The sequence below is a fragment of the Guyparkeria hydrothermalis genome (assembly GCF_023555375.1).
GTDB lineage: Bacteria > Pseudomonadota > Gammaproteobacteria > Halothiobacillales > Halothiobacillaceae > Guyparkeria > Guyparkeria hydrothermalis.
On the sequence record NZ_JAJSEE010000005.1, the window covers coordinates 93,045 to 109,280 of the forward strand.

Below are 16,236 nucleotides of genomic sequence, written 5' to 3' on the forward strand. Positions count from 1 at the left end.
CAGTCAAGGCAGGTGAAGCATGAGCTTGTACGACGTTTTCAATATTTCCTCCTCCGCGATGGCGGCGCAGTCGACGCGCCTGAACACCACCGCCTCGAATCTGGCGAATGCCAACGTCGATGCCTCCTCGCCGGAAGAGGCCTACAAGGCAAGACAGCCGGTCTTTCAGACCGTGCTCGAGGCCAATGGCGGGCGCGGTGTGAAGGTGGTGGGCATCACCGAGTCGCAGGCGCAGCCGGCGCCGAAGCATGATCCGGGCAACCCGCTGGCCGACGAGAATGGGTACGTCTACAGCTCGAACGTCAACCCGGTCGAGGAGATGGTCAACATGCTGTCGGCCTCGCGTACCTATCAGACCAACGTCCAGGTGATGGACACGACCAAGCAGCTCGCGATGCGCACGCTGCAGCTTGGCCAGAGCCAGTAAGGCCGGAACGTGAAGGCCGAAAACCGGCAAGGGGCATGACATGACCAGTTCCGTGAACAGCGACATCTACGCCGACCTCGGGCTTGCCGCGCGCAAGACCAGTGAGGGTGAGAGCAAGAACAAGCAGAATCTCGATCAGACGGATTTTCTCAAGCTGCTGACCACGCAGATGCAGAACCAGGACCCGATGAAGCCGATGGACAACACCCAGTTCGTCGCGCAGATGGCTCAGTTCTCCTCGCTCGAGGGCATTACCCAATTGAACGAGACTGTCTCCGGCTTCCAGGAGTCGGTGCAGTCCAACCAGGTGATGCAGGCCTCGTCACTGGTCGGCAAGGCCGCCATGGTCAAGGGCGATACGGCTCAGATGTACCACATGCAACAGGCGGATGGCAGCACGGCACCATCGGGGATTCTGGGCGCGGTCGACGTGCCCACCGGTGCCTCGAAGATGAGTGTTGAGATCACGAACGCCAGCGGGCAGGTGGTCAAGTCCATCGACGTGCCGGTGGATGGATCGGATCGACCGTCCTTTTCCTGGGACGGCCGACTGAAGGACGGGCGGATGGCGCCCGAGGGCAACTACAAGGTGAACGCGACGGCCACGGTGGACGGCAAGGGGCAGGCGCCCCAGACCTACGTCGGGGCGGTGATCAGCAGCGTGGGCGTGACCAAGAATGGTCCGGAGCTGAATCTCGACGGTTTGTCGTCGGTGAAGCTATCGGATGTCGTTGAAATCATTAATTAAACCGGAGGACGCAGCATGTCGTTCAATACCTCCATCAGCGGCCTGAACGCCGCGCAGAAAGACCTGAACGTGACGAGCAACAACATTGCCAACGCCAAGTCCACCGGCTTCAAGAAGTCGCGGGCCGAGTTCGGCGATATCTATGCGGTCAGCGCGTTCGGCAACAGCAAGACCGCCGTGGGGCAGGGTGTCATCAACCAGGCGGTGACCCAGCAGTTCGCGCAGGGCAACCTCGAGTTCACGGACAACTCACTCGATCTCGCCATTTCCGGTCAGGGGTTCTTTGCCTTCCAGCCGTCGTTGGACAGTTCGGAGTCGGTATTCAGTCGGGCCGGCGCACTGGGCGTGAACAAGAACGGTTATCTCGTGAACCAGGCGGGTGAGTTCCTGAAGGCGTTGCCGGTCAACGAAAATGGCACCCTGCAATCGACCTCGTTGGCGACATCCAGCCCGGTGCAATTGCCGGTCGCGGCCGGTGCCCCGCAGGCGACTACGGAAGGCAGTCTGTCCCTCAACTTGCCTGCAGGGGCAGAAACCCCTCCGGTGACTACCTTCGATCCTGACGACCCGGATTCCTACAATCAGGCGAACTCGCAGCGGATTTATGATTCTTTGGGGAATCCGCACACGCTGACGAGTTATTTCGTGAAAACGGGGAATCCCAACGAATGGGATGTCTACTACCAGATCGATGATCAGCCGGTAGCGGACATGACCCAGCAGACGGTCACGTTCAACACGGATGGTTCGTTTGACACGGCCAGTGCCAATCCGGTCACCGTGACCGAGACCGGTGCGAATTTGGGCACCGGTGCGGGGGATCTCAGTATCGACATGACCTTCCGCACCGACTCGACTCAATACAATGGTCCGTTCAACGTTGCCGACCAGTCAGCCGACGGCAACACAACCGGCCAGCTGACTGGCATCTCGGTGGGTACCGATGGCCTGATCCGCGCAAGCTACACCAATGGCGAGTCCATCCCGCTGGGCAAGGTCGCCTTGGTTGATTTCCGTAACCCGCAAGGTCTGAAGCAGGTGGGCGACAACCAGTGGATCGAGTCGATCGACTCAGGTGAGCCGCTGGCGGGCGAGGCCGGTACGGGCACCTTCGGTGCGATCCAGGGCGGCGCGCTCGAGGCATCCAACGTCGACCTGACGTCTGAGTTGGTCAACCTGATCACCGCGCAGCGGAACTTCCAGGCCAACTCGCGGGCGATCGAGGCCAACAAGACCTTGAGCGACACCATCATCGGCATTCGCTGATCCTTTCGGCGAGTGACCGTTCCACCGGGCGGCCTGCGGGCCGCCCTTTTTTTGTCCGCAAGTGATTCAATTGCGCCATCTTTCGCCAGTTTTCTTCTCTTGGCACACCTCCTGCATTACCCATGGCAACGGGGCATTTTCCCCGCTTGTGATTCGTGAATCGTGGAGGTGTTGTGATGGATCGTCTGGCTTATATCGCCATGAGCGGTGCCTCGCAGACATTACGGGCCCAGGCCACCAACGCCAATAATTTGGCGAACGTGAACACCCAGGGCTTCAAGGCCGACATCGATGCCTTTGCCGCGCTGCCGGTCTACGGCCCGGGGCAGGCATCGCGCGCCTACACCGAGGCGCAAGGCAAGGGTGCCGATTTCTCGCCTGGTCCCCTGATGACCACCGGTCGGGATCTCGACATTGCCGTCAAGGGCGAGGGCTTTATCGCCGTGGAGGCCCCGGATGGCCGGGTGGCCTACACACGGCGCGGTGATCTTCACCTGACGGCCAACGGCCAGTTGCAGACCGGGCAGGGCGATCCGGTGATGGGCAACGAGGGGCCGATCGCGATCCCGCCGGCCGAGAAGATCGATATTCACGCCGACGGCAGCATCAGCATCATCCCGGTGGGCGGTCAGACCAACGCCCCGGCGATGGTCGATCGGATCCGGCTGGTCAACCCCGACCAGGCGGACCTGCAGAAGGCTCCGGACGGCCGGTTCTCGCTGCGCGAGGGCGCCGAGGAGCCGCAGGCCGATGCCGCCGTACAGATCGCCAGTGGCGTGCTCGAGGGCAGCAACGTCAATGCCGTCGAGGCCATGGTCAACATGATCGAGTACGGCCGCATGTTCGAGACACAAAGCCGAATGATTCGCACGGCGGACGAGAACGGCGAAGCCGCCGACCGCCTGATGCGCCTCGGTTAATTGGATTTAGGGGAGAGACACCATGACCACACCCGCACTTTGGACCGCCAAGACCGGCCTGGACGCGCAGCAGACGCGCATGTCGGTGATTTCCAACAACCTCGCCAACGTCAATACCACCGGGTTCAAGCGTGACCGGGCGGTGTTCGAGGACCTGATCTACCAGAACTACCGTCAGGTCGGCGCAGCGAACAACCAGCAGGACGAGGTGCCCACCGGCCTGAACGTCGGCACGGGCGTTCGCGTGGTGGCCACCGAGAAGCAGCACACGCAGGGCAATATCCAGCAGACGGACAACGCCCTGGACATGGCCGTCAACGGTCGCGGCTTCTTCCAGGTGCTCCAGCCCGACGGCAACATCGCCTACACCCGAGATGGTGACTTCTCGCTCAACAGCGACGGCCAGCTGGTTACGGCCAACGGCCAGCCGGTCGAGCCGGCGATCAACGTCCCGCAGGGGGCCCAGTCCATCACCATCGGCACGGACGGCACGGTCAGCGCGCAGCTGGCCGGCCAGGCCGAACCGGTTCAGCTGGGCAACATCCAGCTGGCGGATTTCGTCAACCCGGCGGGCCTGCAGCCGATCGGCAACAACCTGTTCGTCGAATCGGGTGCCAGTGGCGCCCCGCAGCTGGATACCCCGGGCCTCAACGGCCTGGGCGCGATCCAGCAGGGGGCACTGGAAAGCTCGAACGTCAATGTGGTCGAGGAGCTGGTCAGCATGATCGAGACGCAGCGTTCCTACGAGATGAACTCCAAGGCCATCTCGACCACCGACGGCATGCTCCAGTACCTGAACCAGAACGTCTGATGACGCCGATCCGCGGAGGCACGCCATGAAACCGTCAATCCACTGGCTTACCCGGGGCGTGGTCCTGATCGGCGCGGCATTGCTGGCCGGTTGTGCCAGCCAGCCGCCGATCAAGCCGGACCCCCAGTTCAATGCCGCACTGCCGCCGGAGGCCTCCGAGCACAACCCGGTGCAGAGCAATGGCGCGATCTTCCAGGCCGGGCAGGTGGACAACATGTTCGCCGACGCTCGTCCGTACCGCGTCGGCGACATCCTGACGGTCATCCTCGAGGAGCGCATGCAGGCCTCCAAGAGCGCGCAGACCTCCACCGGCAAGAGCCAGGAGACCGCCATCACCCCGCCCAACGTGCTGGGGCTGACCGGCCCGGCGATCGAGCGGCTCAACGCCCAGATCACCGGCGAGCGGGATTTCGCGGGCGACGGGGAGAGCAGCCAGCAGAACACGCTCAATGGCCAGATCACGGTCACCGTCGCGCGGGTGCTTTCCAACGGCAATCTCGTGATTCGTGGCCAGAAGTGGATCGGCATCAACCAGGGCAGCGAGTTCATCAAGCTGGCCGGCATGGTCCGGCCGCAGGACATCGCGCCCGACAACACCGTCATGTCCACGCGCGTGGCCAACGCGCAGATTGCCTACGGCGGCGAAGGCGTGATCAACGAATCGAACAACATGGGCTGGCTGGCGCGCTTCTTCAACAGCCCGGTCTTCCCCTTCTGATGGTGACAGGCATGAACATCAAGACACACCTTCGCGCCTTCCTGGCCGGCCTGCTGCCTTTGGTGCTGGCGGCCGGGGCAGCGACCTTCGCCCCGCAGGCCGGCGCCGAGCGGATCAAGGACGTGGCGAGCTTCGCCGGCGTGCGTGACAACCAGCTGGTCGGTTACGGCATCGTGGTGGGTCTCGCCGGCACCGGCGATCAGACCACCCAGGTGCCGTTCACGCGTCAGAGCATCCAGAACATGCTCGAGCGCCAGGGTCTCTCGCCCGGCGGCGGCAACGTCCAGTTAAACAACGTCGCCGCGGTCATGGTCACGGCCAACCTGCCGCCGTTCGCCAAGCCGGGTCAGACGGTCGACGTGACGGTCTCCTCGATCGGCAATGCCGACAGCCTGCGCGGCGGTGAGCTCCTGATGACGCCGCTCAAGGGCGCGGACGACAACATCTACGCCGTTGCCCAGGGCAGCCTGATCGTGGGTGGCCTGGATGCCTCGGGCCGGGACGGCTCGCGCGTGACCGTCAACATCCCCACGGCCGGGCGCATTCCAAACGGTGCGACGGTCGAGCGCAGCGTCCCGTCCAAGATGGGTGGCGCCGGCGCGGTGTTCCTCAATCTCAACCAGCCGGACTTCACCACCGCGCGGCGTATGGAACAGGCGATCAACGACGTGCTGGGGGGCGGGGTCGCCCAGGCGGTCGACGGCGGCACGGTCAAGGTGCGCGCCCCCGATTCGCCCGACCAGCGCGTCGGTTTCATGTCGGTGCTCGAGAACGTCGAATTCCAGCCCGGCGAGGGTCCGGCCCGCGTGGTGGTCAATTCGCGCAGCGGCACGGTCGTGATCGGTCAGAACGTGCGCATCGAGGCGGCTGCCGTTTCGCACGGCAATCTCACCGTCACGGTCGACGAGGACCTGGACGTTTCCCAGCCGGGCCCGTTCGCGGAGGGCGAGACGGTGGTCACGCCGGATTCGGACGTGGCCGTGCAGGAGGAGAGCAGCCGCGCCTTCCTGTTCGACCCGGGCGTGAAGCTCAACGACATCGTCAATGCGGTGAACGCGGTCGGCGCCTCGCCGTCGGACCTGGTGGCCATCCTCGAGGCGCTAAAGAGTGCCGGGGCGCTCAAGGCCGAGTTGATCGTGATCTGAGGTGACGTAATGGTCAGTCCAGCGCAAATCAATTCCTACACCGACTTCCAGGGCCTGAACCAGCTGCGTTCCCAGGCCGGGAAGGACCCCGGGCAGGCCCTCAAGCAGGTCGCCTCCCAGTTCGAGACGCAGTTCGTCAAGATGATGCTGCAATCGATGCGCGAGGCCACGCCACGCGACGGGCTGTTCAATAGCGAACAGACCAAGACCTTCGAGGGCATGTTCGACCAGGAGATCGCGCAGAAGCTCTCCAGCCGCGCTGGCGGGATTGGCCTGGCCGAGATGATCGAGCGCCAGCTTTCCAAGCAGACCGGCGGCATGGACGGGGAGCGGCGGTCAGAGGGGTTCCCGCTGCAGGTCAAGGAGAACGGCGGCGTGGTCGAGCAGGCGCCACGTGCCTACCCCCTGCCCGATGCCTCCGAATGGACCCTGCGTCCGCACGCCTGGATGCAGAAGGACAAGGAGACCGAGGGCGCCGCCGCGGACGACGAGAAACGGGCGCAGCCCGGACCGACGAAAGAGCGGTTGGCCGCGCTGGATTCCTCCGACGCTGCCGGCCGCAAGCAGCAGCCGGCCTACTGGGAATCGCCCGAGCAGTTCGTCGAGGCCATCCTGCCGCATGCCCGCGAGGCGGCGGAGAAGCTCGGCGTCTCGCCGAAGGTGCTGGTCGCGCAGTCGGCGTTGGAGACGGGCTGGGGCAAGCACGTCCCGCATGACGGCGGTGGCCAGGCGAGCAACAACTTCTTCGGCATCAAGGCCGATCGCAGCTGGGACGGCGAGCGTCAGGTGCATGGCACGCTGGAATTCGAGTCCGGCAGCCTGGTCCGCCGACAGGCGGCCTTCCGCCAGTACGACTCGATGGCCGCCTCCTTCAACGACTTTGCCCGCTTTATCCAGGAAAACCCGCGCTACGGCAAGGCACTGGAGGCGCGTGACGACCCCGAGCAGTTCGCCCGCGAACTGCAGCAGGCCGGCTACGCCACCGATCCGAAATACGCCGACAAGCTGATCTCGATCATGAACTCGCCGGCGATGCGAGACGCGGTGTGATCGGGTCGGGCCGACGTTCAAGTTTTTCCTCAATCGGCCGATAAGGTCGGCAGTAAACCCTTCGAGGCCTCATCATGGCGGACATCCTCAGCAACTCGGTCAGCGGCCTGCTCGCGGTGCAACGCGCACTGACGACGACCGGGCACAACGTCTCGAACGCCAATACCGAGGGGTACTCGCGGCAGACCGTCAACCTCAGTGCCCGGACGCCGCAGTTCATGGGCAACGGCTACGTCGGGACGGGCACGCAGGTGCAGTCGATCACGCGCAGCTTCGACCAGTACGTCGAAAGCCAGTTGCGTGACGTCACCAGTGACAACAGCCGGCTCCAGTTCGTCAGCGACATCGCCAGCCAGGTAACCACCGTGCTCGGAGATACCGAGTCCGGTATTGCCCAGAGCTCCCAGGCCTTCTTCGGGGCGGCGAGCGATGTGGCGGCCAACCCGACCGATATCACCGCACGACAGGCCTACCTCAACGAGGCATCGGCGCTCACCGACCGGTTCAACCAGCTAGACGGCCGTCTTGCCGACCTCAATACACGGATTGGGCAGCAGGCGAATGCAATCTCCCGCGAGGTGAACACCTTCGCCGAGGAAGTGGCCAGCCTGAACGACAAGATCAGCCGGGCCTACGCCCAGGATCCGAACGCCTTGCCGAATGACCTGCTCGACCGTCGCGACCAGCTGGTTCGTGATATTGCCGAGCGCGTGAACATTCGTGTGAACGACGACGGTGCGGGTTCGCTGAACCTGGCGGTAGGGTCGGGGCAATCCCTGGTCACAGGCGGCGCAGCCACCGAGTTCCAGGCGATCAACGGGGCCGCGGGGCTGACGGTCAAGATCGGCGACAAGACGATCACCGAGCGGGTAACCGGCGGCCAGCTGGGCGGTATGATCGAGACGCAGAACGAGTTGATCACGCCGCTGCGCAACGAGCTGGGGCGTGCCGCCCTGGTGTTGGCCCAGGAAGCGAACGCGATTCAGGAGGCCGGCTACGATCTGGACGGAAACGCCGGGACGCCGTTGTTCACGGCTATTGGTGGTTTCTCGCCCAGTGTTTCGGTGGATGGTCGGAATGACGGCAGCGGTTCCGCCTCGGGCAGTATCGCGGACGCGACCCTCCTGACCGATGCCCGCTACGAGGCGCGCTTCGATGGTACGAACTGGAGTGTTCGCAGTCAGGATGACCCGGGCACGGAACTGGCGAGCGTTGGTTCGGGGGGCAGCACCACCGCGATCCCGGGGCTGGACATCACGTTCTCGGGCACCCCGGAAGCGGGCGATGTGCTGTACATCGACCCGGCTGCCGGTGCGGCCGGCCAGATCGAGACAACCCTGGCTGACCCCCGGGACGTGGCGGCCGCCGGGGGCGACGGTGGCGGCAATTCGTTGGGCAATCGTGATAACACCCAGATCGAGGCGATGGCCGAGCTGGCAAATCGCACCCTCGTGGGGCAGACCGGTGCCGGTGCCGCGGATGGGCAGACGCTGGGTGGCGCCCTGTCCTCCGCTGTCAGCAATGCCGGCTCGGTGGCGCGCACCGCCGAAATGCAGGGCGAGTCGGCTCAGGCCTCGCTGGACAACCTGGTTGCGCGCCAACAGTCGGTGTCCGGCGTGAATCTCGACGAAGAGGCCGCCAACCTGCTCAAGTACCAGCAGCAATACCAGGCCCTGGCTCGAAGCATTTCCATCTCGGGCAACCTGTTCCAGTCCGTTCTCAATGCCGTCGGCTAAGGCCGGCTCGGGAGCTACACGATGCGCGTTTCCACGTCACTGATTTTCCAGCAAGGCTTGCAAAGCCTGCAGCGGCAGCAGTCTGAGATGATCCGGGCGCAGACCGACATCGCCACCGGCGTGAAGCTGCGTACCGCGGATCGCGATCCGGTGGCCTTCGGTCAGGCCAGTCAGCTGACCAATCAGCAGGCGCGCGTGGATCAGTTCCTGCGCAGCAACGACATGGCGACTGGCAAGATCGAGGCGCAAGAAACCCGTCTGGCGGCGAGTACCGATATTCTCCAGCGCGTGCGCGACATCGCGATACGGGCCAATAATGCCGTCAATGACGGAGTGAGTCGTGGCGCGCTGGCGGATGAGCTGGCCGAGTTGCGGTCCGCCCTGGCCGAGCAGACAAATGCCAAGGACGAGCGGGGCGAATACGTCTTTTCGGGCGTGCGTGCGAACCAGATCCCGTATGACCCGGCCGGTCAGGATCAGCTCAACACCGCTACCCAGAACACCGGGGCGGTGGAGCTGCGTGTTGGGGAATCCGATTCGGTGACCGTCAGCCGGGTCGCCACGGACATCTTCAACACCTCTCCGACCTCCGGGCGGTCGGCGTTGCAGGTCATCGACGAGCTCGAGGCAGCCGTGCGTGCGGGTGACGATACCCAATACGAAGCACTGCAGACCGATGTGGATGCGGTGCTTGATCAGGTGATCACCGCACAAGGGCAAATGGGCAACGACCTCAAGAAGCTCGAACGCCTGCGCGATGACCAGAACGCCTGGAGCCTCAGCAACAAGGAATCGATCTCGAAACTCCGGGACACCGATCTCGCCGAGGCCATCACCCGCCTCAACCAGAACTACCTGACCCTTCAGGCCACCCAGCAGAGCATGGCCAAGACCCAGCAGCTATCGCTGTTCAATAATCTCTAATTGGGCCGCGATGGTCGCCGGCGTCCGCGACTCGCTTCCGGGCGTCGGTTTTTCGCGTCTGGCCGTTCGTCGCTGTGGCCATCCGTCGGCGTCCCGTGGCGCTGTGATACCATCCCCGCGTTTTTCAACGGTGAGGCGAGACCATGATTGCAGGGGTGTTTCCGGGACAGGGTTCCCAGTCGATCGGCATGGCCAGTGGCTGGGGCGAGCACGAGGATATCGCGCAGGCGGTGTTCGATCGTGCCGGTGATGTGCTTGGCTACGATCTCTGGAAACTCGTGGCCGAGGGCGAGTCCGCCGACCTGAACCGGACCGAGGTCACCCAGCCGGCCATGCTGGCCGCCGACGTGGCGGCCTGGCAGATCTGGCGCCGTAACGACGGCGCCATGCCTGCTGCGCTGGCTGGCCACAGCCTGGGTGAATACGCCGCCCTGGTCGCCGCCGAGTCCATCGATTTCGAAGCCGCCGTCGCACTGGTCGCCCGGCGCGGCCAGCTGATGCAGTCGGCCGTGGCCGAAGGGCAGGGCGCGATGGCCGCGATACTGGGTCTCGAGGACGAGGCGGTGCGCGGCGTCTGCGAGAAGGCCGCCGACGGCGAGGTCTGCGAGGCCGTCAATTTCAATGCTCCGGGCCAGGTAGTGATTGCCGGTGACCGGGCCGCCGTCGAGCGGGCCGAGGCGGTCGCTAGCGAGGCGGGTGCCAAACGCTTCGTGCTGCTGCCGGTGAGCGTGCCGTCGCACTCCTCGCTCATGCGCGAGGCCGGCGAACAGCTGCGAGCCGAGATCGCGCAGGTCGACATCCGTCCCCCGCAGATCCCCGTCATTCATAACGTCGATGCCCTGACCCACGACAAGCCCGAGGCCATCGCCACCGCACTGATCGAGCAGCTGTTCCGCCCGGTCCAGTGGGTCGCCTGCGTCCAGGCGATGCAGGCCATGGGCGCCGGCGACCAGGTCGAGTTCGGTCCGGGCAAGGTGCTCACCGGCCTCGCGCGTCGCATCGATCGCCAGATGGGCGCCAAGGCCGTCTTCGACCAGGCGACCCTGGAAAAGGCACTGGGCGCCGAGTAAGCCGGCCCGATCGAACACGAATCATCACGAGGAATCCCCATGTCTGAACAAGCGACTCAATTTGCCAACCTCGACGGCCGCGTTGCCCTGGTCACTGGCGCCTCGCGCGGCATCGGCGCGGCCATCGCCGATGCGCTGGTTGCCGCTGGGGCGACGGTCGTCGGCACGGCCACCTCGGAGAAGGGCGCGGCCGCCATCGACGAACGCCTGGGCGAGCGTGGCGCCGGCATGGCGCTGGACGTCACCGACGCCGAGCAGGTCGACGCGGTGATCAAGGCGATCGAGTCGCGCTTCGGGCCGGTCGCCGTGCTGGTCAACAACGCCGGCATTACCCGCGACACGCTGCTGATGCGCATGAAGGAGGACGACTGGGACGCCATCATCCAGACCAACCTCACGTCGGTGTTCCGCCTGTCGCAGAAGGTCATGCGTTCGATGGCCAAGGCCCGCTGGGGGCGGATCATCTCGATCGCCTCGGTGGTCGGCTCGATGGGCAACGCCGGGCAGACCAACTACGCGGCGGCCAAGGCCGGCATCATGGGCTTTTCCAAGTCGCTGGCCCGCGAGATCGGGCCGCGTGGCGTGACCGTCAACGTGGTCGCCCCCGGGTTCATCGAGACCGACATGACCCGCGATCTGCCGGAAAAGCAGAAAGAAGCGCTACTGGGCAACATCCCCAACGGCCGCCTGGGTCAGCCCGAGGAGATCGCCTCGGCGGTCCGTTTCCTGGCGGCGCCCGAGGCCGGCTACATCAACGGCCAGACCATCCACGTCAACGGCGGCATGTACATGGCATAAGCCCCGTCGCGGCGCGCCTTGCCGCGAATGGGCATTTTTATTTGGCCTGCCGGTCGGTTTTCACTAGAATGCCGGGCAGTGTTGGCCCGGAGTTGCCGGGCCAAAACGTTTAATTGAACAGTGTTTGTACCAGAAGAGGTTCGATACGAATGAGCACCGTTGAAGAACGCGTCAAGAAGATTGTTGTAGAGCAGTTGGGCGTCAAGGAAGAAGAAGTCACCAATGAAGCTTCATTCGTTGACGACCTCGGCGCGGATTCCCTGGATACCGTCGAGCTGGTCATGGCGCTGGAAGAAGAGTTCGAGTGCGAGATTCCGGACGAAGAGGCCGAGAAGATCACCACCGTTCAGCAGGCCATCGACTACGTCAATAACCACAAGGACGCCTGATTCGGCCCTTGTGCGTTTCGCAGGCCCTGGCCGGGTGTCCGGGCTTGTGAACTGAAAAACCGTGTTTCGGCCTTCTGCACAGGAGGTCGATCGCGGTTTTTTACTTAGGGAACCTCTGCACGATTCGATGACGTCTGAAGCGGGACCCCCAAGGGTCCAGATGCAAGGCGCAGTCCGCCGTGAAGGGCCGTCGCCCTTCACAATGGCTGGACCGGATCGGCACGACGCCGATCCGGCCGGCGCGAGCCGGCCCGACGGGCGGGGTTCATGGATGAACCCGCGACGCCGCAGATGGGGCCTTGGAGGCCCGGAGGGGGCTCGCGGGTTTACCCGCACTCGGCGTTGCCGTCCCTCGGCGGGCCCAAGTGATTGCCCTGGGCCCGTCTTCGGTCCGGCGCCTTGATTGCGGACAAACCCGCGAGCCAGAGATGCCATCGAATCGTGCAGAGGTTCCCTAATGGCCGACCGTAACCGAACTGGAAAAAACAGCATGAGCAAACGTCGCGTCGTGATAACCGGCCTTGGGCTGGTGACCCCGTTGGGCAACAACGTCAAGGATTCCTGGGACGGCATTCTCGCGGGCCGGTCGGGTGCGGCCCCCATCGATCGCTTCGACACCGACAAGATGGCGGTCAAGTTCGCCGCCATGGTGAAGGACTTCGATCCCACCGCGTTCATCCCCGCGAAGGACGTGAAGAAGATGGAGCCGTTTATCCATTACGCCCTGGGGGCGTCGATCGAAGCGATCGAGGACGCGGACCTGGTCAGCGACTCGCTCGATCTGGATCGGGTGGGCACCTTCATCGGTTCCGGCATCGGTGGGCTGGGTGGCATCGAGCGCAACACGCTCGCCCTGGAAAACCAGGGGCCGCGACGCGTGTCGCCGTTCTTCGTCCCCGGCGCGATCATCAACATGGCCTCCGGTCAGCTGTCGATCCGCTACGGTTTCCGCGGCCCGAACCTCGCCACGGTCACCGCCTGCACCTCGGGCACCCACAGCATCGGCCAGGCCGCGCGCCTGATCGCCTACGGGGATGCCGACGTGATGATCGCCGGCGGTACCGAGGGCGCGGTCTCGCCGCTGGGCGTGGCCGGCTTCGCCGCGGCGCGGGCGCTGTCCACCCGCAACGACGATCCCGAACGCGCCTCGCGTCCCTGGGACCGCGACCGCGACGGCTTCGTGCTGGGCGAGGGCGCCGGCGTGATGGTGCTCGAGTCGCTCGAGCACGCCCAGGCCCGTGGTGCGCGCATCTACGGCGAGCTCAAGGGCTTCGGCATGAGCTCGGATGCCTACCACATGACCCTGCCGGCCACCGACGGCAACGGTGCCCGCCGCTGCATGGACGCCGCGCTCAAGGACGCGGGCCTGTCCCCGGCCGACATCGATTACATCAACGCCCACGGCACTTCCACGCCGGCGGGCGATGGCACCGAGGTGCACGCGATCAAGTCGCTGTTTGGCGACCAGCCGGTCAACTGCCCGGTCAGTTCGACCAAGTCGATGACCGGCCACCTGCTGGGCGCGGCCGGCGGCATCGAGGCGGTGTTCTCGGTGCTGGCCCTGCGCGACCAGATCCTGCCGCCGACCATCAACCTCGACAACCCCTCCGAGGACTGCGACCTCGACTTCGTGCCGCACGAGGCGCGCCGCGTCGAGGGTTTCGAGGTGGCGATGTCCAACTCGTTCGGCTTCGGCGGCACCAACGGCACGCTGATCTTCGGCCGCTCGGTCGACTGATGGCCACGGTGCGGCGTTCGATCGCACCACGCACTCGGCGGTCTCCTCGAGGACCGTCGATCCGGCACACCCATCGTTCATCGCTTGCCTGATCCGCCCGTGAGCCTGCCCGTCATTCATCGCCTCAACGATGACCCGCAGCGGGTACCGCCATCGCTTGCGGCGATGCTGGCCCGCGCAGGAGAGCGCGCAAGCCACCTGTTCGAAAGCGTGACCGCCGGTGGCCCGTTGAGCCGCTGGTCGATCCTGTTTTCCGCGGTCGACGAACGAATCTTCGCTCCGGCAATGCCGACGAGCGACGAGCCCCGCTTTCTCGAGCGTTTCCAGCAGGCCGTCTCGCGTCGCCAGCCGTTGCCGGCATCGTTCGATGCCAGTGACTGGCTGGCGTCGCAGGACCTGCCAGCGGAATTTCCCTTCCTCGGTGGCTGGAGCTTCTTCCTCGCCTACGAGATGGCCGCCGAGATCGAGCCCACCCTCGACCTGCCGGCCTTTGCCCTCGGTGCCGAGAGCGGCTTTCCGCGGGCGATCGCCGAATATCATCCGGCCGCCCTGGTGCGGGATCACGTGACCGGCGAAGACATCGTGGTACACGATGGCAGCGCCCGGGGCGAAGCATTCGCCGGGGCCCTGATCACGGCCTGGCAACAGGCGCGTGACGCCGCCGGCAACGATCAGGGTGGCACGGTGGAACTGGCCGAACTCCAGGCACCGGCGGGGGCGCCGCACTGCGAGCGGGTGGCAAAGGTGCGCGACTACCTGTTCGCCGGGGACGTCTTCCAGGCCAACCTGTCACATGCCTGGCGTTTCCGACTGGCCCCCGGGGTGTCGTCCGCTGCGGTCTACGATGCCTTGTGTCGCCGCAACCCCGCCCCGTTCGCCGCCTGGTATCGCCAGCCCGAGGGGGAGATCGTCAGCTCCTCGCCGGAGCGATTGCTTAGGGTGGCCGACGGACGCGCCGAGACCCGTCCGATTGCCGGCACCCGCCGACGCGACCCGGACCCGGTGCGCGACCGCGAGCTGATCGAGCAGCTCCAGGCCCACCCCAAGGAGCGTGCCGAGCACGTCATGCTCATCGACTTGGCGCGCAACGATCTGGGCCGGGTCTGCGAGCCCGGCTCGGTGCGGGTCGACGAGTTGATGGTGGTGGAGTCCTACGCCCAGGTTCACCACCTGGTCTCGAACGTGGTCGGGCGACTGCCGGCGACCACCTCGCCACTGGCCGCTCTGGCGGCGTGCTTTCCCGGCGGCACCATTACCGGTTGCCCGAAGGTGCGCTGCATGGAGATCCTCGCCGAGCTCGAGCAGACCGGGCGTGGGCCGTACACGGGAAGCCTGGGCTACTTGAGCAATCACGGCCGGATGGACAGCAACATCCTGATTCGAAGCCTGTTCCTCGCCCCGGACGGGCAGGGGGAGTTCCGCACCGGCGGCGGCATCGTGGCCGACTCCGACCCGGCGCGCGAACTCGACGAGACCTACCAGAAGGCCCGCGGCGTACTTGATGCCCTGGGCGGCGAGACAGCACTGGCGGCCGGGGTGCCGGTCGGATGAACGCGGCCGGGTTTGCCGTCAACGACCGGGGCTGCGCCTTCGGCGATGGCCTGTTCGAGACGCTGTTCGTCCACGAGGGGCGAGTGGCCCGGCTTGACGATCACCTCGCCCGGCTGCGTTGCGGGCTGTCGCGACTCGGCCTGCCCGAGCCGTCCGGAGACCAGGTGCTCGCGGTGCTCGACGAGGCGATCAAGACCGGGGCGAGCGATCACGGGACAACCGGGGTGTGCAAGCTCGTGGTCACCGCCGGTAGCGGCCCGCGTGGCTACCGGCGTCCCGAGCAACCCGCGCTGACGGTGACGGCTACCGTCGGGCCGCTGCCGCCGGTGCCGACGGAACCACTGGCGCTCGACCCGGTACCGGTGATCGTGGAGGGCGTGACCGCGTTGCGCGGTCTCAAGCACCTCAACCGTCTCTCGCACGTGCTGGCCCAGCAGTCGCTGCCCGCGGGACGGCGCGAGGGGCTGATGCTCGACCCGGCCGGGCGCGTGGTTTCCGGTACGATGGGCAACCTGTTCTGGCGCGAGCGCGGGGGCTGGCATACCCCGCCGTTGGTCGGCGGGGCCATTGCCGGCACGCGCCGAGCCTGGTGGATCGAGACGCTGGACGCGCGGGTGACCCCCTGCGCCCCGGGCCGACTTGCCCTGGCCGAGGCGGCCTTTCTCTGCAACGCCGTCTCGGCCTGGCGACCGGTCGGCTGGTTGCTCGGGCGGGCGCTGCCCGACGTCGATGGCCCACCCGCCGACGGGCTCGAATCGGTGGCAGGCTGCTGGCAGCCACCGGCGAGGGCAATGCGCCCCCGACAGAACCCGTGGCCGGCGAGCTTGTCCGAGGCGATGGCCGACAGTTGCTGGGGGCGGGTTGCCCTCGCGGAGTTCGGTGCCCCCTGCGAGGCGGCGTGCCCGACCCCACCGTCACCCCAATCGATCGAGCGTTAGGAGTTCT

Annotated in this window: 16 protein-coding genes; all 16 read left to right on the forward strand. The window is 65.6% G+C overall.

From position 1 onward, the window contains the following. The first annotated feature begins 19 nt into the window (after positions 1-19). Entirely contained in the window at positions 20-427 is a 408-nt protein-coding gene (gene flgC, locus LV475_RS08040; protein ID WP_136866633.1) for a flagellar basal body rod protein FlgC, read from the forward strand. Between the two features lie 40 nt (positions 428-467). Continuing rightward, complete coding sequence (locus LV475_RS08045; protein WP_250106114.1) at positions 468-1,175, forward strand: flagellar hook assembly protein FlgD; 708 nt, start codon at positions 468-470, stop codon at positions 1,173-1,175. 15 nt (positions 1,176-1,190) lie between these two features. Then, complete coding sequence (gene flgE, locus LV475_RS08050) at positions 1,191-2,441, forward strand: flagellar hook protein FlgE (RefSeq protein WP_136866631.1); 1,251 nt, start codon at positions 1,191-1,193, stop codon at positions 2,439-2,441. A 176-nt stretch (positions 2,442-2,617) separates the two neighbouring features. Then, positions 2,618-3,361 (forward strand): flagellar basal-body rod protein FlgF, encoded by a 744-nt coding sequence (flgF, locus tag LV475_RS08055; protein ID WP_136866630.1) that lies wholly within the window; start codon positions 2,618-2,620, stop codon positions 3,359-3,361. A 22-nt stretch (positions 3,362-3,383) separates the two neighbouring features. After that, positions 3,384-4,172 carry a flagellar basal-body rod protein FlgG gene (flgG, locus tag LV475_RS08060; protein WP_136866629.1) on the forward strand — a complete coding sequence of 263 codons (789 nt, stop codon included), beginning with the start codon at positions 3,384-3,386 and terminating at the stop codon, positions 4,170-4,172. Positions 4,173-4,197: 25 nt separating this feature from the next. Next, on the forward strand, positions 4,198-4,890 hold the full coding sequence (gene flgH, locus LV475_RS08065) for a flagellar basal body L-ring protein FlgH (RefSeq protein WP_136866628.1): 693 nt from the start codon (positions 4,198-4,200) through the stop codon (positions 4,888-4,890). Positions 4,891-4,901: 11 nt separating this feature from the next. Then, the gene (locus tag LV475_RS08070; RefSeq protein ID WP_136866627.1) at positions 4,902-6,035 is read left to right on the forward strand and encodes a flagellar basal body P-ring protein FlgI; all 1,134 of its coding nucleotides are present in this window, start codon (positions 4,902-4,904) and stop codon (positions 6,033-6,035) included. A 9-nt stretch (positions 6,036-6,044) separates the two neighbouring features. Continuing rightward, a complete protein-coding gene (flgJ, locus tag LV475_RS08075) occupies positions 6,045-7,085 on the forward strand; it encodes a flagellar assembly peptidoglycan hydrolase FlgJ (protein ID WP_250106115.1) in 1,041 nt (346 codons plus the stop codon). Between the two features lie 74 nt (positions 7,086-7,159). Next, entirely contained in the window at positions 7,160-8,821 is a 1,662-nt protein-coding gene (gene flgK / locus LV475_RS08080) for a flagellar hook-associated protein FlgK (protein WP_156228101.1), read from the forward strand. Between the two features lie 21 nt (positions 8,822-8,842). Next, complete coding sequence (locus tag LV475_RS08085) at positions 8,843-9,745, forward strand: flagellin N-terminal helical domain-containing protein (protein ID WP_136866624.1); 903 nt, start codon at positions 8,843-8,845, stop codon at positions 9,743-9,745. A gap of 143 nt (positions 9,746-9,888) precedes the next feature. Beyond that, positions 9,889-10,815, forward strand: coding sequence for an ACP S-malonyltransferase (gene fabD / locus LV475_RS08090; RefSeq protein ID WP_136866623.1), 927 nt, complete (start codon positions 9,889-9,891; stop codon positions 10,813-10,815). Positions 10,816-10,854: 39 nt separating this feature from the next. Continuing rightward, a complete protein-coding gene (gene fabG / locus LV475_RS08095; protein WP_136866622.1) occupies positions 10,855-11,613 on the forward strand; it encodes a 3-oxoacyl-ACP reductase FabG in 759 nt (252 codons plus the stop codon). 149 nt (positions 11,614-11,762) lie between these two features. Further along, positions 11,763-12,002 carry an acyl carrier protein gene (gene acpP / locus LV475_RS08100; protein ID WP_058575544.1) on the forward strand — a complete coding sequence of 80 codons (240 nt, stop codon included), beginning with the start codon at positions 11,763-11,765 and terminating at the stop codon, positions 12,000-12,002. A gap of 490 nt (positions 12,003-12,492) precedes the next feature. After that, entirely contained in the window at positions 12,493-13,740 is a 1,248-nt protein-coding gene (gene fabF / locus LV475_RS08105) for a beta-ketoacyl-ACP synthase II (protein WP_136866621.1), read from the forward strand. 99 nt (positions 13,741-13,839) lie between these two features. After that, the gene (locus LV475_RS08110) at positions 13,840-15,291 is read left to right on the forward strand and encodes a chorismate-binding protein (RefSeq protein ID WP_250106116.1); all 1,452 of its coding nucleotides are present in this window, start codon (positions 13,840-13,842) and stop codon (positions 15,289-15,291) included. Continuing rightward, the gene (locus LV475_RS08115; RefSeq protein WP_250106117.1) at positions 15,288-16,229 is read left to right on the forward strand and encodes an aminotransferase class IV; all 942 of its coding nucleotides are present in this window, start codon (positions 15,288-15,290) and stop codon (positions 16,227-16,229) included. The genes LV475_RS08110 and LV475_RS08115 overlap by 4 nt, the downstream gene beginning before the upstream one ends. Positions 16,230-16,236: the final 7 nt, after the last annotated feature.